At 33.5% G+C, this 25,125-nt stretch carries 21 protein-coding genes; 13 read left to right on the forward strand and 8 right to left on the reverse strand.

What is annotated here, in order from left to right:
* Positions 1 to 270: 270 nt before the first annotated feature.
* Positions 271 to 951, reverse strand: coding sequence for a DUF4294 domain-containing protein (locus tag ACIDC4_RS19640; RefSeq protein WP_194619240.1), 681 nt, complete (start codon positions 949 to 951; stop codon positions 271 to 273).
* A gap of 81 nt (positions 952 to 1,032) precedes the next feature.
* Here ACIDC4_RS19640 and ACIDC4_RS19645 point away from each other — a divergent pair, with 81 nt between their 5' ends.
* The 7 genes from ACIDC4_RS19645 (at position 1,033) to ACIDC4_RS19675 (ending at position 10,501) form a co-directional block, all read left to right on the forward strand.
* Positions 1,033 to 2,121: a M42 family metallopeptidase gene (locus tag ACIDC4_RS19645; protein WP_412044181.1), complete on the forward strand. Its 1,089-nt coding sequence runs from the start codon at positions 1,033 to 1,035 to the stop codon at positions 2,119 to 2,121.
* Between the two features lie 66 nt (positions 2,122 to 2,187).
* Positions 2,188 to 2,868 carry a response regulator transcription factor gene (locus ACIDC4_RS19650; protein WP_230039375.1) on the forward strand — a complete coding sequence of 227 codons (681 nt, stop codon included), beginning with the start codon at positions 2,188 to 2,190 and terminating at the stop codon, positions 2,866 to 2,868.
* Positions 2,865 to 4,226, forward strand: coding sequence for a sensor histidine kinase (locus tag ACIDC4_RS19655; RefSeq protein ID WP_412044182.1), 1,362 nt, complete (start codon positions 2,865 to 2,867; stop codon positions 4,224 to 4,226). The genes ACIDC4_RS19650 and ACIDC4_RS19655 overlap by 4 nt, the downstream gene beginning before the upstream one ends.
* 83 nt (positions 4,227 to 4,309) lie before the next feature.
* A complete protein-coding gene (locus ACIDC4_RS19660; RefSeq protein ID WP_412044183.1) occupies positions 4,310 to 5,554 on the forward strand; it encodes a TolC family protein in 1,245 nt (414 codons plus the stop codon).
* An 11-nt stretch (positions 5,555 to 5,565) separates the two neighbouring features.
* On the forward strand, positions 5,566 to 6,651 hold the full coding sequence (locus ACIDC4_RS19665; protein ID WP_230039378.1) for an efflux RND transporter periplasmic adaptor subunit: 1,086 nt from the start codon (positions 5,566 to 5,568) through the stop codon (positions 6,649 to 6,651).
* A 3-nt stretch (positions 6,652 to 6,654) separates the two neighbouring features.
* The gene (locus ACIDC4_RS19670) at positions 6,655 to 9,753 is read left to right on the forward strand and encodes an efflux RND transporter permease subunit (RefSeq protein ID WP_412044184.1); all 3,099 of its coding nucleotides are present in this window, start codon (positions 6,655 to 6,657) and stop codon (positions 9,751 to 9,753) included.
* Between the two features lie 145 nt (positions 9,754 to 9,898).
* Positions 9,899 to 10,501 (forward strand): DUF2238 domain-containing protein, encoded by a 603-nt coding sequence (locus ACIDC4_RS19675; protein WP_412044185.1) that lies wholly within the window; start codon positions 9,899 to 9,901, stop codon positions 10,499 to 10,501.
* Between the two features lie 175 nt (positions 10,502 to 10,676).
* Here ACIDC4_RS19675 and ACIDC4_RS19680 read toward each other — a convergent pair whose 3' ends face one another.
* On the reverse strand, positions 10,677 to 11,057 hold the full coding sequence (locus ACIDC4_RS19680) for an ankyrin repeat domain-containing protein (protein ID WP_412044186.1): 381 nt from the start codon (positions 11,055 to 11,057) through the stop codon (positions 10,677 to 10,679).
* A gap of 348 nt (positions 11,058 to 11,405) precedes the next feature.
* Here ACIDC4_RS19680 and ACIDC4_RS19685 point away from each other — a divergent pair, with 348 nt between their 5' ends.
* Positions 11,406 to 11,945 carry an SRPBCC family protein gene (locus ACIDC4_RS19685; protein ID WP_412044187.1) on the forward strand — a complete coding sequence of 180 codons (540 nt, stop codon included), beginning with the start codon at positions 11,406 to 11,408 and terminating at the stop codon, positions 11,943 to 11,945.
* Between the two features lie 57 nt (positions 11,946 to 12,002).
* On the opposite strand, the gene ACIDC4_RS19690 is transcribed toward ACIDC4_RS19685, so the two are convergent.
* From ACIDC4_RS19690 to ACIDC4_RS19715, 6 genes are all read right to left on the reverse strand, one after another.
* Positions 12,003 to 12,386 (reverse strand): ankyrin repeat domain-containing protein, encoded by a 384-nt coding sequence (locus ACIDC4_RS19690; RefSeq protein WP_412044188.1) that lies wholly within the window; start codon positions 12,384 to 12,386, stop codon positions 12,003 to 12,005.
* Positions 12,387 to 12,686: 300 nt separating this feature from the next.
* On the reverse strand, positions 12,687 to 13,643 hold the full coding sequence (locus ACIDC4_RS19695; protein ID WP_412044189.1) for a phosphoribosylaminoimidazolesuccinocarboxamide synthase: 957 nt from the start codon (positions 13,641 to 13,643) through the stop codon (positions 12,687 to 12,689).
* 450 nt (positions 13,644 to 14,093) lie between these two features.
* Positions 14,094 to 16,439 carry a S9 family peptidase gene (locus ACIDC4_RS19700; protein WP_412044190.1) on the reverse strand — a complete coding sequence of 782 codons (2,346 nt, stop codon included), beginning with the start codon at positions 16,437 to 16,439 and terminating at the stop codon, positions 14,094 to 14,096.
* A 213-nt stretch (positions 16,440 to 16,652) separates the two neighbouring features.
* Positions 16,653 to 17,477, reverse strand: a complete 825-nt coding sequence (locus ACIDC4_RS19705) for a Cof-type HAD-IIB family hydrolase (protein WP_412044191.1) — start codon at positions 17,475 to 17,477, stop codon at positions 16,653 to 16,655.
* A 139-nt stretch (positions 17,478 to 17,616) separates the two neighbouring features.
* Positions 17,617 to 17,979, reverse strand: coding sequence for a DUF1801 domain-containing protein (locus tag ACIDC4_RS19710; protein ID WP_412044192.1), 363 nt, complete (start codon positions 17,977 to 17,979; stop codon positions 17,617 to 17,619).
* A gap of 250 nt (positions 17,980 to 18,229) precedes the next feature.
* On the reverse strand, positions 18,230 to 19,180 hold the full coding sequence (locus tag ACIDC4_RS19715; RefSeq protein WP_412044193.1) for a PhoH family protein: 951 nt from the start codon (positions 19,178 to 19,180) through the stop codon (positions 18,230 to 18,232).
* A gap of 272 nt (positions 19,181 to 19,452) precedes the next feature.
* Here ACIDC4_RS19715 and ACIDC4_RS19720 point away from each other — a divergent pair, with 272 nt between their 5' ends.
* The 5 genes from ACIDC4_RS19720 to dnaN all read left to right on the forward strand — a co-directional run bounded on the left by ACIDC4_RS19720 (position 19,453) and on the right by dnaN (position 24,780).
* Positions 19,453 to 20,280 carry an SAM hydrolase/SAM-dependent halogenase family protein gene (locus tag ACIDC4_RS19720; RefSeq protein ID WP_412044194.1) on the forward strand — a complete coding sequence of 276 codons (828 nt, stop codon included), beginning with the start codon at positions 19,453 to 19,455 and terminating at the stop codon, positions 20,278 to 20,280.
* 356 nt (positions 20,281 to 20,636) lie between these two features.
* Positions 20,637 to 20,933: a putative quinol monooxygenase gene (locus ACIDC4_RS19725; protein ID WP_412044195.1), complete on the forward strand. Its 297-nt coding sequence runs from the start codon at positions 20,637 to 20,639 to the stop codon at positions 20,931 to 20,933.
* 210 nt (positions 20,934 to 21,143) lie between these two features.
* Positions 21,144 to 21,869 (forward strand): gliding motility-associated ABC transporter permease subunit GldF, encoded by a 726-nt coding sequence (gene gldF / locus ACIDC4_RS19730; protein WP_412044196.1) that lies wholly within the window; start codon positions 21,144 to 21,146, stop codon positions 21,867 to 21,869.
* Positions 21,869 to 23,554, forward strand: coding sequence for a gliding motility-associated ABC transporter substrate-binding protein GldG (gene gldG / locus ACIDC4_RS19735; RefSeq protein ID WP_412044197.1), 1,686 nt, complete (start codon positions 21,869 to 21,871; stop codon positions 23,552 to 23,554). Before gldF ends, gldG begins: the two co-directional genes overlap by 1 nt.
* A gap of 107 nt (positions 23,555 to 23,661) precedes the next feature.
* Positions 23,662 to 24,780 (forward strand): DNA polymerase III subunit beta, encoded by a 1,119-nt coding sequence (gene dnaN, locus ACIDC4_RS19740; protein WP_065448533.1) that lies wholly within the window; start codon positions 23,662 to 23,664, stop codon positions 24,778 to 24,780.
* The last annotated feature ends 345 nt before the right edge of the window (positions 24,781 to 25,125 follow it).

Below are 25,125 nucleotides of genomic sequence, written 5' to 3' on the forward strand. Positions count from 1 at the left end.
AACTACTGCCCTAGCCCCGATGGGAGGGAAAATCCTTTTGTGGTGGGGTTCACCACAAAAGATTGGAAGGACAGCGGGAAATAGCTCCTAATCTTTATTAAATTCCAAATCTTTAAAATTCCAAATTCCAATCTATGATGCTTCTCCCTAAGCCTCGGGTTACTCAGGAGGACAAATTTGCTTCTCTCTATATATGTATAAAAATAAACCCGACAGCTTTTGAAAACTGTCGGGTTGTGGGAATGAAATCGTACCTTATATATAGGAAGGTTATTTTTTATTGAGTGTCTTTGCTTTTGCTTCCCAATGATTCATTAGATCGTCGTAGTTTACAGGATTAGCAGATTTTTGATTTACCAGGCGACCGGATTCAAATGCTCTGAGGAGAATGGTTTCTATTAGATAGTCTTCGTTGACTTCATAAGGTTTGTATTCGGTTTTTAGACTAATGTCGAATAAATTGGCTGTTGTATTGGATACAAAGGCTTTGAAACCGCTTTTTAGGGTTTTGATTAATTCGTATGTTGTGATGCCGGTTTGTCTGTGAACAAGCTTGACCAGAATTTGACCTTGTTTACGGGAAAGCTTTTTAAGTCTTGCTTCGAATTCATTATTAAGGTAATCTTCTACTATTTTAAAGTACTTTTTCTTTTCACGATTGGTTTTCAAACGTGCCATTCCGCTATTTAGGGCTGTTAATCTATCTGCAGCCAATTTTGCGTACGGATACACTTTATAAACCCTGTTTTGAAGGATTAAGAATTGCTTTTGGGCTTCGGGATCAAGTTTTTCTTTCGAAATAATAATCTCGGGCAATTGAATTGTATCGTTTAAAATGGAGTCTTGCTCGGTTAAGATGTAACCCATTTGTTGGTTTTCTTTGGGCGTAACCTGAGCCTGACTCGTTAACGAAATCAATATAAAGAATAAAATGCAGTAGGTAAATCTCATTGAATCATAATTTAAGTGTAAAATTATATATTTATACACAACTCTAATACCAAATTTATAAATTAGCAAAAAAATATTTTTATGAGCACAGAATCTATCTTAAAAGATACCTCGATTGCTTTCCTGGAAAGCTACTTAAATAACGCCTCTCCTACCGGATATGAAAGCGAAGGGCAAAAACTTTGGATGAATTATTTGAAACCTTATGTAGATACTTTTATTACGGATACTTACGGAACTGCTGTTGGAGTTATAAATCCTGATGCGCCTTTTAAAGTGGTAATTGAAGGTCATGCCGATGAAATTTCGTGGTATGTAAACTACATTACTGATGATGGCTTATTATATGTTATTAGAAATGGTGGATCTGATCATCAGATTGCACCATCGAAAAGGGTTCATATTCATACTAAAAAAGGTATTGTAAAGGGTGTTTTTGGCTGGCCTGCGATTCATACGCGTTTGCGTGATAAGGAAGAGGCTCCGAAAATTAGTAATATTTTTATTGATTTGGGTTGCGAAACTAAAGAACAGGTTCTGGAAATGGGCGTACATGTAGGTTGCGTGATTACTTATCCTGATGAATTTATGATCCTGAACGAAAACAAATTTGTTTGTCGTGCGATTGACAACAGAATGGGCGGTTTTATGATTGCCGAAGTGGCTCGTTTATTAAAAGAAAACAACAAAACACTTCCATTCGGTTTGTATATTGTAAATTCGGTTCAGGAAGAAATTGGTCTTCGTGGTGCTGAAATGATCGCTCAGACTATTAAACCTAATGTTGCTATTGTAACTGATGTTTGCCATGATACAACTACACCTATGATTGATAAAAAGGTTGAAGGTGATCTTAAAATGGGTAAAGGTCCTGTTATTGCTTATGCTCCGGCGGTGCAAAACAAATTGCGTGATTTAATTGTTGATACTGCCGAAGAAAATAATATTCCGTTTCAGCGTCATGCAACTTCTCGTGCTACGGGAACTGACACTGATGCTTTTGCTTATAGTAATGGCGGCGTAGCATCGGCATTGATATCTTTGCCTTTGCGTTATATGCATACAACTGTAGAAATGGTGCATAGAGAAGATGTTGAAAATGTAATTCAGTTGATTTATGAATCGTTACTGAAAATTGAAAACAATGAAACTTTTTCTTATTTTAAATAAGAACTGATTGAAAAACGCAAATTCGGTTATTTTTATAAATGGCCGAATTTGCAAATATAAAACTGCATGAAGATACTATTACTCGAAGACGATTTTACTTTATCTAAAGAAATCTCAGCGTTCTTTACTACAAAAGGATTCGAGTGTTTCCCCTATTATGATGGTACTTTGCTATTAAAAAAATATTTTCCTTACGATTATGATTTAATCATTCTTGATATTAATGTTCCCGGTACAAACGGAATTGATGTTTGCAAAGGTATTCGTGAAGTGGATAAAAAAACGCCAATCATTATGCTAACGGCTTTTAGCGATATAGAGGATAAATTATCTTCTTTTGATAATGGTGCCGATGATTATCTGGTGAAGCCTTTTCATTTTGAAGAATTATTTGCCCGGATTTCATCTTTGTTAAGACGAAAAGATATTCCGCAGCAAAGTGAAAGCAAGATTATTATAAATGATTTAGAAATTCTGGAAGATGATATGAAAATTTTTCGCTCAGGTGAAGAGATTAAACTGACTCCCAAGGAATTTAAACTCATTTTGATTTTGGCTCATGCCAAAGGAAAAGTATTATCGAAACAGTTTATAGCCGAAAAACTTTGGGATTATCATATCGAAACCAATCAGAATACAATTGAGGTTTATATTAATTTTTTGAGAAAAAAAATAGATAAGGACCACGAAACAAAACTTATTCGCACCAAGGTAGGTTACGGATATTATTTGAGCGATCAGGAATGACATTAAAAAATCGAATATCACTTTTAGTAAGTTTATTATTTACAATCCTTTTTGGGTTGGCTTCTACTTTGATATTTGTTTTGTACTCCAATTTCAGGAAGGATGAATTCAGGGATCGTCTCGAAATTAAGGCGCTATCGAACATTAAACTTCTTGTAAATGTAAAGGAAATCGACAATCAGCTTTTGAAGATGATTGATCAAAACTCGATCAATAAATTGTATGATGAGAAAACTTTGGTTTTTGATTCTAATTACAAACTTATCTATAGTAGTATTGATGATGCAAAAATAAAATGGTCTATAGATGATCTAAAATATCTAAAAAAGCACAAAACCTTTTTTAAGAAACAAGGAAACTATGAGGTTTACGGTGTTTTTTATGATACCAATGACAGGGATTTTTATGCTTTAATATCGGCCACAGATAATTTTGGTCAACGCAGATTGCTATTTCTAAGATATACACTAATAGTATCTTATATCTTTTTTACTTGTATTTGCTGGGTAGTTACTTCGATTACGGTTAAAAAATTAATGAGTCCGCTAAATACTTTTCATCAGAAAATAAAGAATATAAACGAGAACAATCTTGATACTCGTGTAGAATCTAAAAGTAATAAGGATGAAATTGATTTGATTGCGAATGAGTTCAATTTTATGATGGACAGGATCGAAATCTCCTATCAAAGGCAAAAAGAATTTACTGCACATGCTTCTCACGAACTTAGAACTCCGTTATCCAGAATTACTTCGCAAATAGAAAACGTAATCGCTGATACTAAGACCAGCAATGAGAGAAAGAATTTTTTGAAGACTATTTTATCTGATGTGAATCAATTAACTGAATTAATTAATTCGCTTTTGATTTTATCTAAAATAGACAATAAGAAACATGAAAGTAATGAAGTTCATCGTATGGATGAAATCTTATTTTCGGCTATAGAGAATTTAAATAAAAGCTATCCTGAGTTTTTAATTTTGTTCGAAATAGAAGAAAGCGACAATATAGATACTGCCTTAGAAATAAAAGGCAATAAAAATTTATTAGAAATCGCTATAAGTAACGTTCTTAAAAATGCTTGTGTTTACTCTGACAATAAACAGGCGAAAGTTGTTATTAGCACTCAGGATAATAACTTAATTATTTCTATTTCTAACACGGGGAACACGCTAAACGAAAATGAACAAAAAATTCTTTTTCAACCTTTTATGCGTGGCAAAAATTCAAAAGGAACTTCAGGCTTTGGCCTTGGTTTGCGTATTGTACAACGCATCTTAACATTGCACAAAGCAACCATAACTTACAGTATTCCAGATATTAACACGAATTTATTTCAGTTATTTTTTCATTTTTAAATTATTTTAAGGTATTTTTAAGGTAGATTTTAAGGAGTCTTAAAGTCTGGTGATAGCATATTTGTATAATTAAAAATAATACAATGAGAAAACTCTGTGCATTCCTACTTGTACTTTTCGGTCCGGTAGTTTTGGCTCAAAAAACAGTCACCCTTCAGGACTGTGAAAGCCAATTTCTTAAAAACAATCTTTTTTTGTTGGCATCACAATATAATATCGATGCATCGAAAGCACTAACGATTCAGGCCCGTATTTGGGACAATCCATCCATTACCGCAGAATTAAACGCTTACAACCCCGAGAGGAAGCAATATTTTGATATTGGTAAAGACGGACAAAAAGTATTTGGGATTGAGCAATTGATTTATTTAGGTGGAAAAAAGCGCAACGAAATTAAGCTGGCTCAAACTAATGAAAAGTTAGCAGAACTACAGTTTAATGATTTGCTGAGGACTTTAAAACTTCAATTGCGAAAAAGTTTTTTTACTGTTTATTACAACACAAAAAGTCTTGAAACTACAGACAAACAACTTGTTCATATTGAAGACTTAATTAACTCCTACTCTATTCAGGCGCAAAAAGGAAATGTTCCTTTGCGGGATGTGGTGCGTTTACAATCTCTGTTTCTAAATTTTAAGAATGAAAGAATGGGAGTTGTAAATGAAAATATTGAAGAGCAAGCCAACTTAAAATTATTACTGAATTCTGCTGAAAACATTGTTCCTGATGTTTCAAAGGAAGAATTTAATAAATACATTAAAACAATTCCTTTTGATCTTAAGGTTTTTCAAGATGATGCTATCGCAAATCGTCCTGATTATTTAGCCAAACAAAAAGATATTGAAGCAAACGAAATAAATGTAAAATGGCAAAAATCCCTTTCGATTCCGGATCTTACTCTCGGAGCCAATTATGATCAGCGAAGCGGAGCTTTTAATAATGAAGCTAATTTGACACTTGGAATTCCATTACCTCTTTGGAATAAAAACAAAGGAAACATTAAATATGCACAAACGATTTTAGAACAATCAAAAATTGAGAAGCAAAATTTTGACTTGCAATTGAAAACCGAAATTACATCGGCATGGAACAAATGGGATGAATCCCGTAAAAACTATGTTGTGATAAAACCTACTGTAAATTCAGACTTTGAAGCGGTTTATAACGGAATCCTGACCAATTTTCAGAAACGAAATATCAGTTTATTAGAATTTACTGATTTTATGGAGAGTTATAATCAGGCTTCTATACTGGTAAATGAATTAAAGAAAAAAGTAGTGCTTTCGGGCGAAGAACTTAATAGTACCATCAACAAAGACTTATTCTAAAACTAAACAAAATGAAATATAAACTAATTATAGGAATTGCTCTTGTGAGTTTATCAATCGCAAGCTGCAAAAAGGAAGTTGAAAATCCTGATACTAATACGTCTTTTGCTTTAAGCGATTCGATGCTTAAAACAACTACTACAGCCGAAGCACAAACACAGCCTGTAAAAAACGTTTTAAGTTTTTACGGGAAAATCACCGCTGATAACAATAAAATGATTGACGTTTACCCGCTTGTTGGCGGAAACGTTATCAAAGTAAATGTAGAACTTGGAGATTATGTACGCAAAGGACAAGTTTTGGCAACGATAAAAAGTACCGATATTGCTGACTTCGAAAAACAATCTATTGATGCGAAAAACGATTTATTGGTAGCGAAAAATCAAATGAAAGTTGCTCAGGAATTATTTGACGGAAAATTAAATTCTGAAAGTGATGTTCTTCAGGCAAAATCTGAAGTAAATAAAGCGCAATCTCAATTGAGTAAAATTCAGGAAACGTATAAAATCTACAACATCAAAGCGGGATCTATTTATGAAGTAACCGCACCAATTAGTGGTTTTATTATTCAAAAAAGCATCAATCAGGATATGCTTTTACGAAATGACCGTTCTGAAAACATTTTTGATATTGCTGAGATCAGCGAAGTTTGGGCTTTAGCGAATATTAATGAAATCGACATTAATAAAGTAAAACTAGGAATCGATGCTGATGTCACTACCTTAAGTTATCCTGATAAAGTTTTTAAAGGAAAAGTCGATAAAATTTTCAACGTTATCGATCCCGAAACCAAGGCCATGCAGGCCCGTATAAAATTACAAAATCCCGGTTATATGCTAAAGCCTGATATGAATGCCAATATCAAACTGTCTTATAGCGAAGGAGACAGTATGATAGCCGTACCGAGTAAGGCAATTGTTTTTGATAAAAGTAAAAACTTTGTAATGGTATTTAAGGATCGTAACAACATCGAAACAAGACAAGTAGATGTTTACAGAGTTGTTGGTGACGTAACCTACATTTCTAAAGGTTTAAAAGAAAATGAGAAAGTAATTACCAACAATCAGTTATTTATTTATCGCGCTTTAAACGAATAAGACATGAACAAATTCATACGAAATATTATTGCTTTTTCGCTTAAGAATAAAGCGTTTACCTTTTTCTGGGTAGGATTATTGGCAGTCGCCGGGTTTATTTCTTTCAAAAATATGCCTATTGACGCATTTCCGGATGTAACGAATACTCAAATCATCATCATTACGCAATGGAACGGAAAAAGTGCCGAAGAAGTAGAGCGATTTGTAACCTCGCCTATCGAGATCTCGATGAACTCGGTTCAAAAAAAGACAAGCGTTCGTAGTATTACGATGTTTGGTTTATCGGTAATCAAAATTATTTTTGATGATGGCGTAGACGATCAGTTTGCGCGTCTTCAGGTAAACAATTTATTAAAAAATGTCTCGCTTCCGGATGATGTAGAACCGGATGTTCAGCCGCCTTATGGACCTACGGGTGAGATTTTTAGATATATTGTAAAAAGTGACAGCAGAGATAGTAGAGAGTTACTAACTTACCAAAACTGGGTAATCGACAAACAACTTCGTTCTGTTCCCGGCGTTGCTGATTTGAATGTTTTTGGAGGACAAACCAAAACATACGAAGTTGGCGTTGATCCAATTAAACTAGCCAAATACAACATTACCCCACTTCAGGTTTATAATGCTGTAAATGCAGGAAACTTAAATGTGGGTGGAGATATTATCGAAAAAAACGGTCAGGCTTTTGTAGTTCGTGGTGTCGGACTTTTAAAATCGATTCAGGATATCGAAAATATTATTGTTGATGATGCAAACGGAAATCCTATTTTAGTAAAAAACCTGGCTTCGGTTTATGAAAGCGCCATGCCTAGAGTTGGTCAAACCGGATTAGGCAAAAATGATGATGTTGTCGAAGGTATTATTGTAATGCGAAAAGGCGAAAATCCTCAGGAAACACTAGCATTAATTAAAGCAAAAATAAAAGATTTAAATGATAATGTTCTTCCAAAAGACATCAAATTAGTTACATTTTATGATCGTGATAATTTAATGAATTTCACGACCGAGACTGTAATGCACAACTTATTCGAAGGGATTATTCTGGTTACCTGCGTGGTATTCCTTTTTATGGCCGACTGGAGAACTACTTTTACCGTTTCGATTGTTATTCCGCTTTCTTTATTATTTGCCTTTTTATGCTTAAAAATGATGGGAATGAGCGCGAACTTACTGAGTTTGGGTGCGGTCGATTTCGGGATTATTATTGATGGTGCTGTGGTAATGGTCGAAGGATTATTTGTCGTCTTAGATCATAGGGCGCATCAATTAGGAATGACAGCATATAATAAAATTGCAAAAGGAAGTTTGATTAAAAAAACCGGAGCCGAAATGGGTAAAGCCATCTTCTTTTCTAAATTAATCATTATTACTGCATTATTACCCATATTCTCATTCCAGAAAGTAGAAGGAAAAATGTTCTCTCCCCTAGCCTATACATTAGGTTTCGCTTTAATGGGCGCATTACTTTTTACCCTGACTTTAGTTCCTGTTTTATCTCATATCCTTTTAAATAAAAATGTAAAAGAAAAAAACAATCCGTTTGTTAATTTCTGGGATCGAATTGTAGGTAAAAGTTTTGCCTGGACTTTTAAGCATAAAGTACAAACCTTAATTGGTTCACTCTCACTTTTGGTAGTGGTTTTCTTTTCGGCTAGTTTTTTAGGAACAGAATTTTTACCACAACTTAACGAAGGAGCATTATGGGTAACCGCAGAATTACCTATGAGTACTTCCTTGCCTGAAAGTGTAAAAACAGCTGCAATAATTAGAAAAGATCTCGAAAGTTTTCCTGAGGTAAAAAATGTTTTATCACAAACCGGACGAAGTAATGACGGAACGGACCCAAATGGATTTGGATTTATACAACTTCAAGTTGATTTAAAGCCAAAATCCGAATGGAAACGAAAAATCAGCATGGATGATTTGATTAATGAAATGGATGAAAAACTACGCGTTCATCAGGGAATCACCTACAACTATTCGCAACCCGTAATTGATAACGTAGCAGAATCTGTGGCAGGATTTAAAGCCTCAAATGCTGTTAAAATTTATGGAGATGATCTGGATAAATTAGACGAGTTATCAAACGAAGTTTTGGCACAAATAAAAAATATTCCAGGTATAAAAGATGCCGGAATTCTAAGAAATGTTGGTCAGCCTGAAATTAGTGTTGTACTCGACAGAGATAAAATGGCAGCTTACGGAGTAACATTAAGTGATGCGCAAGCGGTTTTAGAATTAGCTTTTGGAGGAAAAACAGCAACAGAGAAATATGAAGATGATAAAAAGTTTGATGTCAGAGTTCGTTTTTCTAAAGAATATCGTAAAGATGAAAATGATATTGCCGAACTTAAAGTTCCAACTATTAGCGGTATTAAAATTCCGTTAAAAGAAATCTCTGATTTAAAAACCATAACCGGTCCGGCATTTATTTACAGAGATAATACCAAACGTTTTATTGGAGTAAAATTCTCTGTTCGTGATCGTGATTTAGGAAGTACCATTGCAGAAGCACAGGCAAAAGTGGCTAAAATGAAACTTCCGAACGGATATACTGTAGGATGGACAGGAGAATTTGAAAATCAGGTTCGTGCCAGTGCCCGTTTGGCTCAGGTTGTTCCTATCAGTTTAATCGGGATATTTGTTCTCTTGTTTATTTTATTTGGCAATATCAAAGATTCATTGCTGGTTTTGGCCAATGTTCCTTTTGCGATTATTGGAGGAATTATTGCACTGCATCTTACCAGAATGAACTTCGGAATCTCTGCAGGAGTTGGTTTTATTGCCTTGCTGGGAATTTGCATTCAAAACGGAGTTATTCTGATATCCGAATTTCACCATAATTTAAAAGCCAAGTTCACACTCGAAGAATCGATATTTATGGGTGTAAAAGCCAGAACAAGAGCCGTGGTCATGACCGCACTTATGGCATCTATAGGTTTAATGCCTGCAGCAATTTCAACCGGAATTGGTTCTGAGTCACAAAAACCATTGGCAATTGTTATTATTGGAGGATTAATTACTGCAACTGTTTTAACACTTTTGGTTTTCCCTATTATATTTTGGGTGTTCAACCGCAAAAAACATATTCCAATCGAATAAAGAAATTGAAGATTGATTAATTGGTTAAATTAATTTGATTAGGTTTGAAAGAAAAAAGCATCATTATTTTTAATGGTGCTTTTTTTATTTTTACTAAATATTACTTCATTATCTTGCGTCTTATTTTTATTACATATAAAACCTTATGAAGTATATTTATTTTTTAGTGAGCATTTTCTTTATTTCGCTACTTGCCTCTGTTATCAACCCAAAAGAAGGTTTTACCTGCTTTCTCGAAGTAATTCCTGCCATTATCGGATTTTTGATTTTAGCATTCACTTTCAAAAAATTCAGATTCACCAATTTTACCTATACCTTAATTTTAATTCATTGCATCATTCTGTTCATTGGCGGACATTATACGTACGCCGAAGTTCCGTTTTTTGATTACATCAAAGAAGTTTTTCATCAAAGCAGAAACAATTATGATAAAGTAGGACATTTTGCCCAGGGTTTGGTTCCGGCAATGATTATAAGGGAACTATTTATTCGCAAAAAAGTAATTGCCAATCAAAGTTTCTTCAATTTTATTATAGTTTCCATTTGTCTGGCTATTAGCGCAGCATATGAATTTATCGAATGGTTTGTTTCGATAGCAACCGGAGATGGCGGCGATGCATTTTTAGGAACACAAGGATATGTTTGGGATACACAATCGGATATGTTATTTGCTACGATTGGCGCAATTGTGGGATTGATTCTATTTTCGAAAATACAGGATAATCAAATACAAAAAACAGACTTTTAAGAATCTTCTGTTTTATTAGGAGCTATTCCCGCTGTCCTTCCAAATCTTTTGTCCGCCGCGGCGGACAAAAGGATTTTTCCCTCCCATCGGGGCTAAAAAAGTATTCAAATAAAAAACGACCTTCTGCTCAAGGAAGGTCGTTTTATATACTAACTCAAAAACTCTATTTAAACTTTTATTTTACCTCTTTCAAGATGGCGATAGCCTCAGTTGCATTTGATAATTGTGCATATTTTAAAGCCGTAAATCCTTTTTCATTTTTAGCAGATACATTTGCACCATTTGCTAGCAAAACTCTTAAAATATCTACTTTATTATAACGTGCAGCTATCATCAAAGGTGATAAATCTTCGGATATTTCGTTTACGTCAGCTCCATATTCTATTAATTTTTTAACAAATTCAAGATCTCCCTTACCTACTGCCACGTTTAGCGGAGTTGAGAAACTGTTTACGATTTCCACTTGTGGTTGTACAAATGATGTTTGATTTGAAGCCATTGAAACATTTGCAAATGCTACTAAAGCTACTCCTAAATAAATGATTGAATTTTTCATAATGATTGATTGATTAATGATGATTTTTAATTTCTATGTAAATGTACTCCTAATTCATGTATTATGTATAACAAAGTACCATGTTTTAACTAATTCTTAACTTTTAGATAACAAATGTCGGTGAAGCTTAAAATTTATGTTATCTCTTTTTAAAAAAGCTTCTACATAATAGACGCTATCTCATTCAAAATGTTACAGTAATAATGAAAAAATATCAAAAAAAATTTCATATCATAAATTCAAGTCTTAAGTTTTATAACTTTACTCTATATTTAAAGCGCTTTAAATAAACAAGTTGTCATTAAATAAACAAACAAAAACCAATTAATAACCTTAAAACCAAAAATTATGGGAATCATTAAAAAAATTCTGGTCGTCCTCATTTTGATTCTTGCCATCGTATTGATCGCGGCGTATGTGATGCCAAAAAATTATGCAATCGAGAGAGAAATTACGATCAACAAACCAGTTGATACCGTTTTTAATTACGTCAGATCCTTAAAAAATCAAAATGAATTTAGCGTTTGGGCCAATATGGATCCAAAAATGAAAGTAACTTATAGCGGAACTGACGGAGAAGTTGGATCAAAATCTGCCTGGGAAAGTAATGTAAAAGAAGTTGGTGTTGGTGAACAGGAAATTACCAAAATAACACAGCGAAAACGTATTGATTTTGCTTTACGTTTCAAGAAACCAATGGAAGATACCGCTGTAGGGTTTATGTCTACAGAAACCGTTGCAGGAAATCAGACCAAAGTAAAATGGGGAATTAATGGCGTTATACCCTACCCAATGAATATCATGCTGCCTATGATGAAGATGGATCAGATGATTGGCAACGATTTACAAAAAGGTCTTGAAAATCTAAAGGATAAATTAGAGCAATAATCTATATCGCTAATAAATAAAAAAGCATCAGTTACAACTGATGCTTTTTTGCTAATCTTATTTTGCATTTTTCAAAATTGCGATAGATTCAGTTGCTTTTGCGTACTCTGCGAAATTTATTGCTCTCAAACCTTTTTCGTTCTCGATCCTGGGATTCGCTCCGCTAGCCAATAAAACTTTAACGATTTCAAATTTATTAAAACGGGCTGCCAACATTAAAGGTGACATATCTCTAACCAACTTATTTACATTGGTTCCGTAATCAATTAATTTTTTAACCTTTTCAATATCTCCCTCACATACGGCGTAATGTAGAGACGATACTTCATTAGCAGGAGAATCATCGATTGGATCTTTTACTAATTGCCTCATATTCGATGCTTTCGATACTTGTGTAGACATAGCCAGAGCTAAACCTAAAATAATTACTGATTTTTTCATGTTGATTGATTGATTTTATGATTGATGTAAAAATTAAATTAATGCTTAAATGTCATTCTTAATTTTTTTGATTACTATAGTAGTCGTCTAAACAATCCAATATGTTACACACAAATGAAAAAAAATGTAAATAAAAAAAGTGCAACTCAGAGAACTCCTTCATTGCACTTCTATTTGCTTCTCTATTATCTTTATTCTAAATTGAACTTGTTAGTGAAATTTACACAAAAGAAAATGCCTTGCTATTACTATAACAAGGCATTTTTATTTTTAAAAGTTCCGGTTAAATAAGCCCGAAAACTACTCTTTAGTACTTAAATACTCTACTACGTTTTTCTCAATACGCTGATCGATATTAGCAATATCTGCTTTAACGAATTTTTCTCCTAAGATATTTTCATACAATTCAATATATCTTTCAGAAACTGATTCGATATAAGCATCTGTCATTTCCGGAATTTGTTGTCCGTCCTGCCCTTGAAAACCATTTTCGATCAACCAACGACGAACGAATTCTTTAGATAACTGTTTTTGTTCTTCTCCTTTATCTTGTCTTTCCTGATATCCATCAGCGTAGAAATAACGAGAAGAATCCGGTGTATGAATTTCATCAATTAAAACAATAACACCCTCTTTCGTTTTCCCAAATTCGTATTTAGTATCAACCAAAATCAATCCGCGTTCAGCAGCAATTTCAGTCCCTCTTCGAAACAAATCGCGAGTAAATCTTTCTAATACAATATAATCTTCTTCTGTAACAATTCCTTTAGCCAGAATATCTTCACGAGAAATATCTTCGTCATGAGAACCATTATCTGCTTTTGTAGTTGGTGTAATAATTGGTTCCGGAAATTTATCATTTTCCTTTAAACCTTCTGCCATAGTTACACCACAAATTTGTCTTCTTCCCGCAGCATACTCACGTGCAGCATGTCCTGAAAGATAACCGCGAATAACCATTTCTACTTTAAAAGGCTCACATAAATGTCCTACAGCAACGTTAGGATCCGGAGTTGCAATCAACCAGTTTGGTACAATATCTTCTGTCAATTCCATAAATCTTGTTGCAATCTGATTCAGAATTTGTCCTTTGTACGGAATACCTTTTGGTAAAACCACGTCAAAAGCCGAAAGTCTGTCGGTTGCTACCATTACCAAAAGCTCATCATTTATATTGTAAACTTCTCTAACTTTTCCGCGGTAAACTGATTTCTGATCCGGAAAATTAAAATTTGTAGTTGTGATTGTATTGCTCATTATTGCTAGTTGTGTTGTTTTTTATGAATGCAAATTTAAAACTAATTAAAAGAGCAAGCAAGTTTTTCAGTATTCAGTTTTTAGTCGCGGTATTCAGTCTCGGTTTACAGTCTCGGTTTACAGTCTCAGTCTTTGCGCGAGCTTTGTGAAAGTTTAAAACCAAGATTGTTTGTTCTTAAACTTTCACAAAGTTTTTTCACTTGTAAACTTGTCAGACATTGCCCGTGGTTTCAACCACGGGGTTCAATATTATCACGTCTCCTATTGTGTTCCCGTGGTTGAAACCGCAGGCTATGTTTGAAGATAGAAATTAAATTATGTTACAACTTTGACAAAGCTTTACTGTAGTTTTCTAAACACTCTGTTAACTGCTTTTCACTGTGACTGAAAACTGAGACTGAGCCTGAAAACTGCGACTGAGCCTGAAAACCGCGACTGAAAACTGTAAACTTACTTAAGAAGCGTTGAATTAAATAAATTCAAAATTCTGCTGTATTCATCAATCCAGGAATAGGTTTCTTTAAAACCGTGAGATTCAACCGGGAAAGATGCAAGAGTCCAATTTTTCTTTTGTAATTCTATAAAACGTTGCGACAAACGTACAATGTCTTTATACTCAACATTATCATCCACCATCCCGTGTAGCATTACCAGATTTCCTTTTAAATTATCTGCATAATAAATAGGAGAACTTTTTTTGTATGCTTCAGGATCTGTTTCCGGAAAATTTAGAATATTTCCTGTGTATCCATGATTGTAATGTGCCCAATCTGTAACAGAACGCAATGCCGCACCCGAAGCAAATTCTCCGGGAGTCGTCAACATTCCCATTAGAGTAATAAATCCGCCGTATGAACCTCCGTAGATCCCTACTCTATTGGCATCGATTCCGTATTTCTCTACTAAATATTTTTTCCCGTCAAGATGATCAGATAAATCTTTTCCTCCCATAAAACGGTAAATTCCGGTTCTAAAATCACGTCCGTAACCGTCACTTCCTCTATAATCGATGTCCAGAACTGTGTAACCTAAATCAGTCAACATGTTGTGAAACATATATTCTCTGTAATAATTACTCCAATAATTGTGAGCATTTTGCAGATAACCAGCACCGTGAACAAAAATTACGGCAGCTTTATTCGCATTTTCTGCTTTTGGCGTATACAATCTTGCATTTACAGGAGTTCCGTCTTGTGCCTTAAATGTAATCACTTCCGGTTCTCTCCATTTGTACTTTTTAAAATCATCAGAAACTGAAGAAGAAATTTGTTGTAAAGTCGTATTCTTTTTATTGTCGGCAATATAAAAATCCCAAGGAATATTTTTATACGAATAACGAACCAAAAGTGATTTTTCGTCAGGAGAAACTACTACTTCATGCGCTCCGTCTTTAGTTAAAATTGGTTCTAAAGCTCCACCCGTTGCTGCTAGTTTATAGAAATTTCTATTTCCCGGATGTGTTGTATTTGTGGTTAAATAAAATGCCTTTTTATCTTTAGATAATGTTACATCACGAACTTCCCAATTTCCAGTTGTAAGTTGTATTTTCTTACCTGATTTTACATTATAAGTATACAAATGCGAATATCCTGTGGCTTCAGACTGGAAATAAATCGTCTCATTATCTGCCAGAAAACCTAAAGTTCCCGAATCAAAAGAATACGACGGAATTCCGGGACCAGCAATCCACGCATCATCATGCTGATGTTCGATTTCTTTAAAGGTACCGTTTTCAAGATTTAAATTTACCAGCCATCTGTCTTTATTGTCCTGACTTCTGATTTCGACAATTGCCAAAGATCCGTCTTCATTATAAATCGGAGCCTGAGAAGTAATTAGTTTATCTTCTTTGGCTTTGCTTTTTAAATTCTCATACGATTCATAATACTTTGGAGTATCCTGGATATGGCTTAAAGTCGAAAAGTTGACATAATAAACGGTATCTTTTGCTACAGAATAAATTCCAAACTTAGTTTTTACAAAATTAGCCGTTGACACTTTTTCTTTGGTATCAGGAGTTTGATTATAACCATCATCTGTTATAAAAACTTCCATTTTCTCTTTTTTCACATCAGATTCTTCTACCAGACTAAAAGTGGCAAAATTTCCGTTTGGATTTGCTTTTAGATTGTAGAAATTATCTTTTCCATAAAAATATTCTTTAGCAAAATCAGATTTAACGGCTTTACTTTTGGCAAGATTCCATTGTTTTTTAGCTTCCTTATCTCTAATAAACAGAAATAATTCTTTTTGTTGCGTCTTTAAAAAAGAATCTTTATCAGCTGGTTTTTCTTTTTTAGTCCCTTTGTTAAAATTGGTAATTTGAAGAACTGTTCCCTCTTTAGTATTGTATTTAAAAATATTATCATTTTGTTCAAAGAATACTATTCCATTGTCTTTTCCTAATTCAAGGTTTGAAATTGGAGTACTTTGCTGAATAATTTTCTTAACCGTTTTTGTGCTAATTGTATATGAGTACAAACCGCCTTTATCTATATAATAAACGATATCAGAATTTGGTTTTCTTTTAAAATCCTGTTTCGAAAAAGCAGCTTCTTTTGGTTCAGCCAAAACTGGTTTTGCTGCTCCTTTTTGCCACGAATAAGTACTTGTACCTAAATCATTGGTTGGATTCCATTCAAAATATACTTTTTTACCATCCAGAGACCAACGTCCGTTTGTGGGTTGATTTCCAATAAAAGATTCGCCTTTCATTATTTCTTCTAATTTCAATGTTTGGCTTTTGCCCGAAATAGAAAAAATCAAAAAGGCAAGGATAAAAATGTTTTTTGTCATGGTATTATTTTTTTGATCAAACAAAAATACACTTTGCAAATTATTAAAAAAATGTTTTCATTATTTCCTTGCGAAATTCTTTGCACAATATTCATTTAACAAAAAAAATCCTTGAAGAATAATCTTCAAGGATCTTAATTTTATCAAAAGTTTAAAAATCTAATTTGTAAAAGATTAAATTTTATAATTGTTACTTCTTGTTTTACATTAGCTTTAAGCTAATTCTTTATTCAAAATTTTTGCAGCAATAAATTGTGCTACACCATCTTCTGCGTTGGTTTTAATTACTTCTAACTTTGGTAAAGTTTCTTTTAATAAATCCGGAGCATTTCCCATAATCAACCCTTTTCCTGATGCTGATAACATTTGAACATCATTGAAACCATCACCAAAAGAAACTGCCTGATCAAGAGTAAATCCTTGTTTTTCAAGAACTCTTTCGATCGCAACTGCTTTATCAATAGATTTATCCATAAATTCTAAACAGGTTGGCAAGCTAAAAGCATGGTGCAAATGTTCTGAAGAATGGGCTAAAATATCATCTTTCAACTTCACTAATTTTTCATGATTATCACAGGAGAAGAAAATTTTAATTGCGCCAAAATCTTCCAGGTTTTTATAATCAACCAATTCTGGATGGTATTTTAAATCGGCCTGAAAAGCATTTAGTTTTTCGCTCCATTTATTGGTTTGCCAAACATTTTCTTTGAATAAAACTACTGTGATTTCAGGATCGATTTCGACATTTAATGCAGCTTTTACAACATCACTATCTAAATTGAAAGCAAAAAGTTCTTCTTTTTCCGGCGAATGAATTCTGGCTCCGTTTGAACTTACAAGAAAAACCGGAACTTTCAGCGTTTCGATAATCGCCATTGCATCAAGATGATGACGTCCTGTAGCGACTACAATAAGATAATTTTGATTGTGAAGTTCCTGAAAAATTGATTTGGTGTAATCTGATATTCTGTGTTGAGGGTTGAGTAAAGTTCCGTCAAGGTCGGTTACTACAACTTTTATATTTTTTAATTTTGTCATATTAAAGATCAAGTATTTATGATGTGCAAATTTACGGCTTTACCGCAAGAAGAGCAAAGATAAAAGGTCTTTAAAGCTTAATTTGTACTAAGTTTATTATTTATTTAACTATTTCGTCAAATACTGAATTTTAAATAATTTAAACTTTAATTATCCCTGATTTATATAAATTCAGTGCTTTTTCCAGAATGGTTTCTATCTTTTCTATAGGTAAATCTTCATCAGTATTGAGCAACATGATTTTCATTCTCGAACGGTTTTCCTGAATTAAAAATGGTTGGTCAAAATGTTTTCCCTCTACAAGTGCTAAATAAGGCTGTTTAAATTTCTTGTGAATCCATAAATAGCAAAACATTTTTCCTTTATAACAAAAAATCGGCATTCCGTATTTTAGAACATTATTAATGTCTTTGTCTTGTTTTAGAATAATTTCTTTTAATGCCAAAAACATTCCTTTTATAGGTTCTTCTTGGTTTAAATAGAAATCATCTAGTTGTTTCATTACATTTATTTTTAAATTCCAATATTTTAAAAATTCCAAATTCCAATCACAATAATAGCAAAAATTACGCTCAAAAAACTTAATTATCTTCACTTTGCGGGGCTTCGACTTCGCTCAGCCTGACAATTGCATATCAAAACTAAATCAAAAAAAATATTCGTTTTACACATTTCTAATAAAGATATGCATAAAACGAATATTAATAAATGTCAAAACACATTTCACGATTTACATTTGACATTTTATAAAATTAATCGTGATTTTCTATTTGTTTATACGCATCAATTACCTTTTTTACTAATCTGTGACGTACGATATCTTTATCATCAAGATAAATAATTCCAATTCCCTCAACGTCTTTCAAGACCAAAATCGCTTCTTTCAGACCAGAAATAGTTCTGCGTGGTAAATCGACCTGCCCGGGATCACCCGTAATCATGAATTTGGCATTTTTTCCCATACGGGTCAAAAACATCTTCATTTGCGAGTGTGTTGTATTCTGCGCTTCATCGAGAATTACAAAGGCATTATCAAGCGTACGTCCACGCATAAATGCCAATGGCGCAATTTGAATGATTCCTTTTAAAATATAATCTTCGAGCTTTTCGTTGGGTAACATATCGCGCAAAGCATCATAAAGAGGCTGCATGTACGGATCTAATTTTTCTTTCATATCGCCGGGTAAAAAACCAAGATTTTCTCCTGCTTCTACCGCTGGTCGCGTTAATATGATCCTTTTTACTTCTTTGTCTTTTAGTGCTTTTACTGCCATTGCAACACCTGTATACGTTTTTCCGGTTCCGGCAGGACCTACAGCAAATACCATATCATTTTTCTTGATGGTATCTACCAGTAACTGCTGGTTGGGTGTCATGGCTTTTATTATTTTACCGCCAACTCCATGAACTAATATTTTGTCATGATCGTATGATTTTCTTTCATCCTGACCATCACTCATTATTACGCGTTCAATTACATTATCGTCAATGTTGTTGTATCGGGTAAAATGAAGCATAAGCCTCTGAAATCTTTTTTCGAATTCATCTAAAACTTCTTTTTCGCCAAATGCTTTCAAAGTGGTACCTCTCGCTACGATTTTAAGCTTTGGGTAATACTTTTTAATTATTTCAAGATGAGTGTCTTGAGCGCCCCAAAAGTCTTTTGGAGCGATGTCTATGAGCTCGATAATTCTTTCGTTCAAATGAGTTAATTTTAAATTAAAAATAAATCAGTTTTATAATCAGTGGTTGTCGGGTGTTTGTTTTAAAAAGTCGCAGTTTTTAATCGCGGTCACAGTTTTAAAATCATTTTTGTTAAAATACTGAAAACTGAAACTGAAAACTAAGACTACTATATATTTTATCGCAATTTGTCTTTTCTTTCTTTCAATTTGAATTTAGTATTCTTAGATTTGCATTTCTCAAATTTAATGAAAATTAGATTTAAATACTACCAATAGTTATAAACAAAATTATGTCAATAATTACCCTTACTACCGATTACGGCTTAAAGGATCACTTTGTTGGTTCACTTAAGGGTAAAATTTTATCTGAGTATACAGAAGCTACAATTATTGACATTTCACACGACGTTGATCCATTTAACACTGCAGAAGCAAGTTACATTGTTGGAGCTTCTTATTTGAGCTTTCCAAAAGGTACCGTGCACTTGATTGGGGTAGATATTGAGCGCAATAAAGAGAATCAGCATATTGCTATGCAATGGAACGATCACTACTTTATTTGTGCCGATAACGGAATTCTAAGTATGCTTACGCAGAAAATCGTTCCGCAGAAAATTGTCGAAATCAATATTCATGATCGTTTTCCAATTGAATACAGTGATTTGGATATTTTTATACAAGTGGCCTGTCATATCGCAAAAGGCGGATTATTGAATGTAATTGGTAAAGAAATTCAAGCCGTTAAGGAGGTTACAGAATTACAGGCTGTTGTGGCTGCAGATGGGAATACATTAAAAGGTTACGTAATTTATATTGATCATTTCGGGAACGTTGTGACAAATATTTCTAAAAAACAGTTTTTAGAAGTTTCGCGCGGTCGCCCGTACGAAATTGTGATGAAACCCAAAAGCATCAAAACTATTTTACCTAATTACTCCGCGATTGCAACTTCGGATAAGTATCCAATTAAAACTTACGAGGGAGAAAAACTGGCCATTTTTAATGAAGCAGGATTTCTAGAAATTGCTATTTTCAGGAGCAATCCTTCAAAAGTTGGTTCTGCAAATAGTTTGCTGGGACTGAATTACAGGGATGTGATTACTATTAAATTCAATTAAATTTCAGATTGCTGATTTTAGATTGAAATGGCACGCAGATTTTAAGGATTAAACCGATTCACACTGATATTTACTCTCATTTCATCATACTAAACAGAGATTATTCATTGCATTATAAACATAGCCCACGGTTTCAACCGTGGGAGCGCATCGTGATATGCATTGTGTTCCCACGGTTGAAACTGTGGGCTATATTTGAAATACAATAAAACATTAAAATCCGAAAAAAATATGTATTTATAATATTTTAAATTTTCACAAAAAGAACAATCTAAATTGGTATTTTTGCGCACCTGAAATAATTTTAGATTCCAAAAAAAATCTAAAATCTAAATTCAGAAATCTAAAATTGCAATATGTTTGTTCGAATAGTAAAAATGAGTTTTCACGAAGAAAAAATTCCGGATTTTCTGGAGAATTTTGAAGGTGTGAAAGACAAAATACGAAATGCTGAAGGAAATCGTTTTTTAGAGTTGTATCAGGATAAAAATGATAGATGCATCTTTTTTACTTACAGTTATTGGGAAACCGAAGAAGATTTAGAAAATTACAGACAATCTAAGCTTTTTAATACTGTTTGGAGTTTTACAAAAAAGCTATTTAATGCAAAGCCAGAAGCTTGGAGTGTGGATAAATTGGTTAGTTTAAATTAATAAAAAATGGAACGATTTAACCGCAAATAACGCAAAGACTATATCTAATAAGGTTTTATAAAAACGCTAAGTTCGCAAAGCGTTGAGCGAAAACTTTGCGAACTTGGCGTAAAACTTTGCGTCCTTTGCGGTAAAAAACTTTTAGTTATAAGTAATGAAGCAATTTGAAACAAATCAACGATTAAACAAATAAACGAATAAACGTTATACATGAAATCAATAATTTCACGAGAAATAAAATCCTTTTTTGGCTCTCCTATTGGCTATTTGGTCATTGCTATTTTCTTAATTAGCAACGGACTATTTTTATGGGTATTTGAAGGAGATTATAATATATTGAAAAGCGGTTATGCTGATCTGACTCCGTTTTTTACTTTGGCGCCCTGGATTTTAATTTTTCTGATTCCAGCTGTTACAATGAGAAGTTTCTCTGATGAAAAAAAACAAGGAACATTAGAATTGCTATTAACCAAACCTTTGTCGATTTGGGAAATCGTAAACGGAAAATTTTTAGGTTCGCTCCTATTGATTATTTTAGCAATTATTCCAACTTTTATATATGTAAAAGTAATTTCGAATTTAGGTTTTCCTGAAGGAAATATCGATATGGGAAGTACAATTGGTTCTTATTTTGGATTATTGTTTCTGATTGCAGCTTATTCAGCAATTGGAATTTTTACTTCTACCTTATCAGAAAATCAGATTGTGGCTTTTATCATTGCTGTTTTTTTGTGTTTTATCTTTTATTTTGGATTTGAAGGTTTAGCATCATTGATTCCCGGATCATTCAATATCATTTCAGCATTAGGCATGCAGGATCATTTTAAAAGTATGAGCCGCGGAGTAATCGATACTCGAGATGTGATTTACTTTTTAAGCATCACAGTATTATTTCTGTCTTTTACCGTTTATCAATTAAAATCTTTTAAAGCGTAATGAAAGCATCTACTCAACAAAATATCAAAACGTTAGGTATAACTGTTTTTGTTTTAATCGTTTTAAATGTATTGGGAAGTTTATTTTTCCACCGATTTGATTTGACCAAAGACAAACGCTATACTTTATCCGAAACCTCTTTACAAATCATAAAACAGGTTAAAAATCCGTTATCGATCAAGATCTATATGCAAGGTGATTTGCCAGCAGATTTTAAACGACTACAACAAGAAACGAGACAATTACTAGAGGAATTTCAGGCTTATAACAGCAATATTGTTTTCGAATTTGTGAACCCGATGGAAAACGAAGACGAAAGTATGGCTGTTGTAAAATCTTTGTATCAAAAAGGTCTTACGCCAATAAACATAACTGTTGATGACAAAGGAAAACAATCTCAGGCAATGGTGTTTCCTTGGGCAGTTGCGGTTTACAACAATAAAGAAGTCAATATTCCATTATTAAAAAATATAATGGGCGCTTCGACAACTCAAAAAGTTATCGGATCTATTCAGCATTTAGAATATTCTATTGCAGATGCCATCAATAAAATCAGCAAAGACAGACAAAAGAAAGTTGCTATTATAAAAGGAAACGGAGAGTTAAACGAAGTTCATATTGCCAAAATGCTAATGCAAATTCGCGAAAGCTACTACATTGGACCTTTTACTTTAGATTCTGTTTCTAAAAATCCAACCGGAACTTTAGACGCTTTAAAAAAATACGATTTAGCCATTATTTCAAAACCAACCCAAACTTTTTCTGACGAAGAAAAACAAGTTCTGGATCAGTTTATCATGAACGGTGGAAAAACGTTATGGCTTATCGATCAGGTTGCGGCCGATATGGACAGTTTGTACAATCAATCCGGAGCGACTTTAGCTTATCCTAGAGATTTAAACCTGAATGATATGTTCTTCAAATACGGATTCAGAATTAATCCTGATCTGGTAAAAGACGAACGAGGAAGTAAATTGAAATTAGCTACCGGCGAACAAGGAAGCGCTACACAATATCAGGAATTTATCTGGAAATTTGCTCCGGTTGTAATACCAACCAGCAATAATCCGATCGTAAAAAATCTTGGGGAAATTAAATTTGATTTTGCCAGTCCGATTGATACTTTAAAAAACGGAATTAAAAAAACAGTTCTATTACAATCGTCCCAGTATTCGAAAGCGATTGGAACTCCAACGGAGATTAACCTGGGAAGTGTAACCGAAAAAACTTCACCTCAGGATTATATCAACACAGGAAATAAACCACTTTCTGTTTTATTAGAGGGTTCTTTTCACTCGGCTTTTGAGAATCGTGTGTTGCCTTTCAAGGAAAATTCTTTTGTAGCAAAAGGAAAACCCAATAAAATGATTGTGATTGCCGATGGAGATTTGGCCAGAAATCAACTGGATAAAAACATGATGCCGGTAGAATTAGGTTACGATCAGCGTACAGGTATTTTATACGACAATAAAGATTTTATGATGAATTGTATTAATTATTTGCTGGATGATACGGGACTTATTAACATTAGAAGCAAAGATGTCAGTTTGCCTTTATTAGACGGAGACAAAGTTTACAAGAATTACAGCCTGACGCAATTCATAACTATCGGACTTCCAATTCTAATATTATTAGTTTTTGGATTGGCTTTTACTTACATCCGTAAAAGAAAATACAGCAAATAGATGTTAATAAAAAAATTGCGAAACTAAGATTGTTTACGATATATTTGTAAAACCTATCTTAGTTGAAGAAATACTAAGGAAAAGTGCAAAAAAATAAAACAAAAGAGATGAAATTTATAGTATCGAGTTCGTACTTATTAAAACAATTACAAGTTTTAGGTAGTGTAATCAACAGTAACAATACGTTGCCTATTTTAGATAACTTTTTATTTGAACTAGACAATAATGAGTTGACAGTTTCGGCTTCGGATCTTGAAACTACAATGTCTGCTACATTATCAATCGATTCTACAAGCAAAGGAAGTGTTGCTGTACCGGCGAAACTTTTGCTTGAAATTTTGAAAACGTTTCCAGAGCAACCTTTAACTTTTACAGTTGAAGAAAACAATACGGTTGAAATTAGTTCAAACTCAGGAAAATATGCTTTAGCATATGCTGCGGGTGAAGAATTTCCTAAATCGGTAAATCTTGAAGATCCTTCTGTAACTCTTGTCCCTGCTGATGTTTTGGCAACTGCTGTGAGCAAAACTATTTTTGCTGCAGGAAATGATGATTTACGCCCTGTGATGTCTGGAGTTTTCTTTCAGTTCTCTCCGGAAGGTTTGACTTTTGTTGCTACAGATGCTCATAAATTGGTAAAATATGCCCGTACAGATGTAAAAGCATCTCAGGTAGCTGATTTTATTATGCCAAAGAAACCTTTGAATATTCTAAAAAGTATTTTAGGAAGCTCTGATGCTGAAGTAAAAATTGAATACAACGATTCAAATGCGACTTTCTCATTTGATAACTATATTTTAATGTGTCGTTTGATCGATGGAAAATACCCTAATTACGAAGCGGTAATTCCTAAAGAGAATCCGAACAAGTTAATGATCGACCGTTCTTTATTTTTAAGTTCAGTTAAGCGTGTGGCGATTTTCTCTAACAAAACAACACACCAAATTCGTTTAAAAATTGCAGGAGCTGAGTTGAATGTTTCTGCCGAAGATATCGATTACTCTAACAAAGCTGAAGAAAGATTGACTTGTGATTATCAGGGAGACGATCTTCAAATTGGTTTTAACTCTCGCTTTTTAACAGAGATGTTAACCAACTTACAATCGGATATGATTATGTTAGAAATGTCATTACCTAACAGAGCCGGGATTCTTACGCCAGTTGATGGTTTAGAAGAAGGTGAAACTGTTACAATGTTAGTAATGCCTGTGATGTTAAATAGTTAACATCAAAACTTCTTTTTGTTACAGGGATTTTTTTTAGTTTCAAATTAAAGACATATCATTGTAAAAAAAAATATCGCTATTAACCAACCATTTTTTATACCTAGAAACCGCAATTCTTTTTTTAAGATTTGCGGTTTTTTATTTGGAGGAATTTTGTTTCAGCTTTCAGGTTTTTCCTGGATTGTGTGGATTTTACCGCAAAGCACGCAAAGTTTTTTCCAGCATTAACATTTACAAAACGCAAAGTTCGCAAAGCTTTGAGTGAAAACTTTGCGCACTTTGCGTAAACCTTAGCGCACTTTGCGGTTAAATTTAAAACCTGAAACAATTTTTATAACTTTGTAT

Origin of the sequence: Flavobacterium sp. C3NV, from assembly GCF_046825355.2 — a bacterium.
GTDB lineage: Bacteria > Bacteroidota > Bacteroidia > Flavobacteriales > Flavobacteriaceae > Flavobacterium.

What these genes read in the sequence shown, in the direction of transcription:
- ACIDC4_RS19640 (WP_194619240.1), bottom strand. Translation starts at nt 951, where the DNA reads ATGAGATTTACCTACTGCATTTTATTCTTTATATTGATTTCGTTAACG.
- ACIDC4_RS19645 (WP_412044181.1), top strand. Translation starts at nt 1,033, where the DNA reads ATGAGCACAGAATCTATCTTAAAAGATACCTCGATTGCTTTCCTGGAA.
- ACIDC4_RS19650 (WP_230039375.1), top strand. Translation starts at nt 2,188, where the DNA reads ATGAAGATACTATTACTCGAAGACGATTTTACTTTATCTAAAGAAATC.
- ACIDC4_RS19655 (WP_412044182.1), top strand. Translation starts at nt 2,865, where the DNA reads ATGACATTAAAAAATCGAATATCACTTTTAGTAAGTTTATTATTTACA.
- ACIDC4_RS19660 (WP_412044183.1), top strand. Translation starts at nt 4,310, where the DNA reads ATGAGAAAACTCTGTGCATTCCTACTTGTACTTTTCGGTCCGGTAGTT.
- ACIDC4_RS19665 (WP_230039378.1), top strand. Translation starts at nt 5,566, where the DNA reads ATGAAATATAAACTAATTATAGGAATTGCTCTTGTGAGTTTATCAATC.
- ACIDC4_RS19670 (WP_412044184.1), top strand. Translation starts at nt 6,655, where the DNA reads ATGAACAAATTCATACGAAATATTATTGCTTTTTCGCTTAAGAATAAA.
- ACIDC4_RS19675 (WP_412044185.1), top strand. Translation starts at nt 9,899, where the DNA reads ATGAAGTATATTTATTTTTTAGTGAGCATTTTCTTTATTTCGCTACTT.
- ACIDC4_RS19680 (WP_412044186.1), bottom strand. Translation starts at nt 11,057, where the DNA reads ATGAAAAATTCAATCATTTATTTAGGAGTAGCTTTAGTAGCATTTGCA.
- ACIDC4_RS19685 (WP_412044187.1), top strand. Translation starts at nt 11,406, where the DNA reads ATGGGAATCATTAAAAAAATTCTGGTCGTCCTCATTTTGATTCTTGCC.
- ACIDC4_RS19690 (WP_412044188.1), bottom strand. Translation starts at nt 12,386, where the DNA reads ATGAAAAAATCAGTAATTATTTTAGGTTTAGCTCTGGCTATGTCTACA.
- ACIDC4_RS19695 (WP_412044189.1), bottom strand. Translation starts at nt 13,643, where the DNA reads ATGAGCAATACAATCACAACTACAAATTTTAATTTTCCGGATCAGAAA.
- ACIDC4_RS19700 (WP_412044190.1), bottom strand. Translation starts at nt 16,439, where the DNA reads ATGACAAAAAACATTTTTATCCTTGCCTTTTTGATTTTTTCTATTTCG.
- ACIDC4_RS19705 (WP_412044191.1), bottom strand. Translation starts at nt 17,477, where the DNA reads ATGACAAAATTAAAAAATATAAAAGTTGTAGTAACCGACCTTGACGGA.
- ACIDC4_RS19710 (WP_412044192.1), bottom strand. Translation starts at nt 17,979, where the DNA reads ATGAAACAACTAGATGATTTCTATTTAAACCAAGAAGAACCTATAAAA.
- ACIDC4_RS19720 (WP_412044194.1), top strand. Translation starts at nt 19,453, where the DNA reads ATGTCAATAATTACCCTTACTACCGATTACGGCTTAAAGGATCACTTT.
- ACIDC4_RS19725 (WP_412044195.1), top strand. Translation starts at nt 20,637, where the DNA reads ATGTTTGTTCGAATAGTAAAAATGAGTTTTCACGAAGAAAAAATTCCG.
- gldF (WP_412044196.1), top strand. Translation starts at nt 21,144, where the DNA reads ATGAAATCAATAATTTCACGAGAAATAAAATCCTTTTTTGGCTCTCCT.
- gldG (WP_412044197.1), top strand. Translation starts at nt 21,869, where the DNA reads ATGAAAGCATCTACTCAACAAAATATCAAAACGTTAGGTATAACTGTT.
- dnaN (WP_065448533.1), top strand. Translation starts at nt 23,662, where the DNA reads ATGAAATTTATAGTATCGAGTTCGTACTTATTAAAACAATTACAAGTT.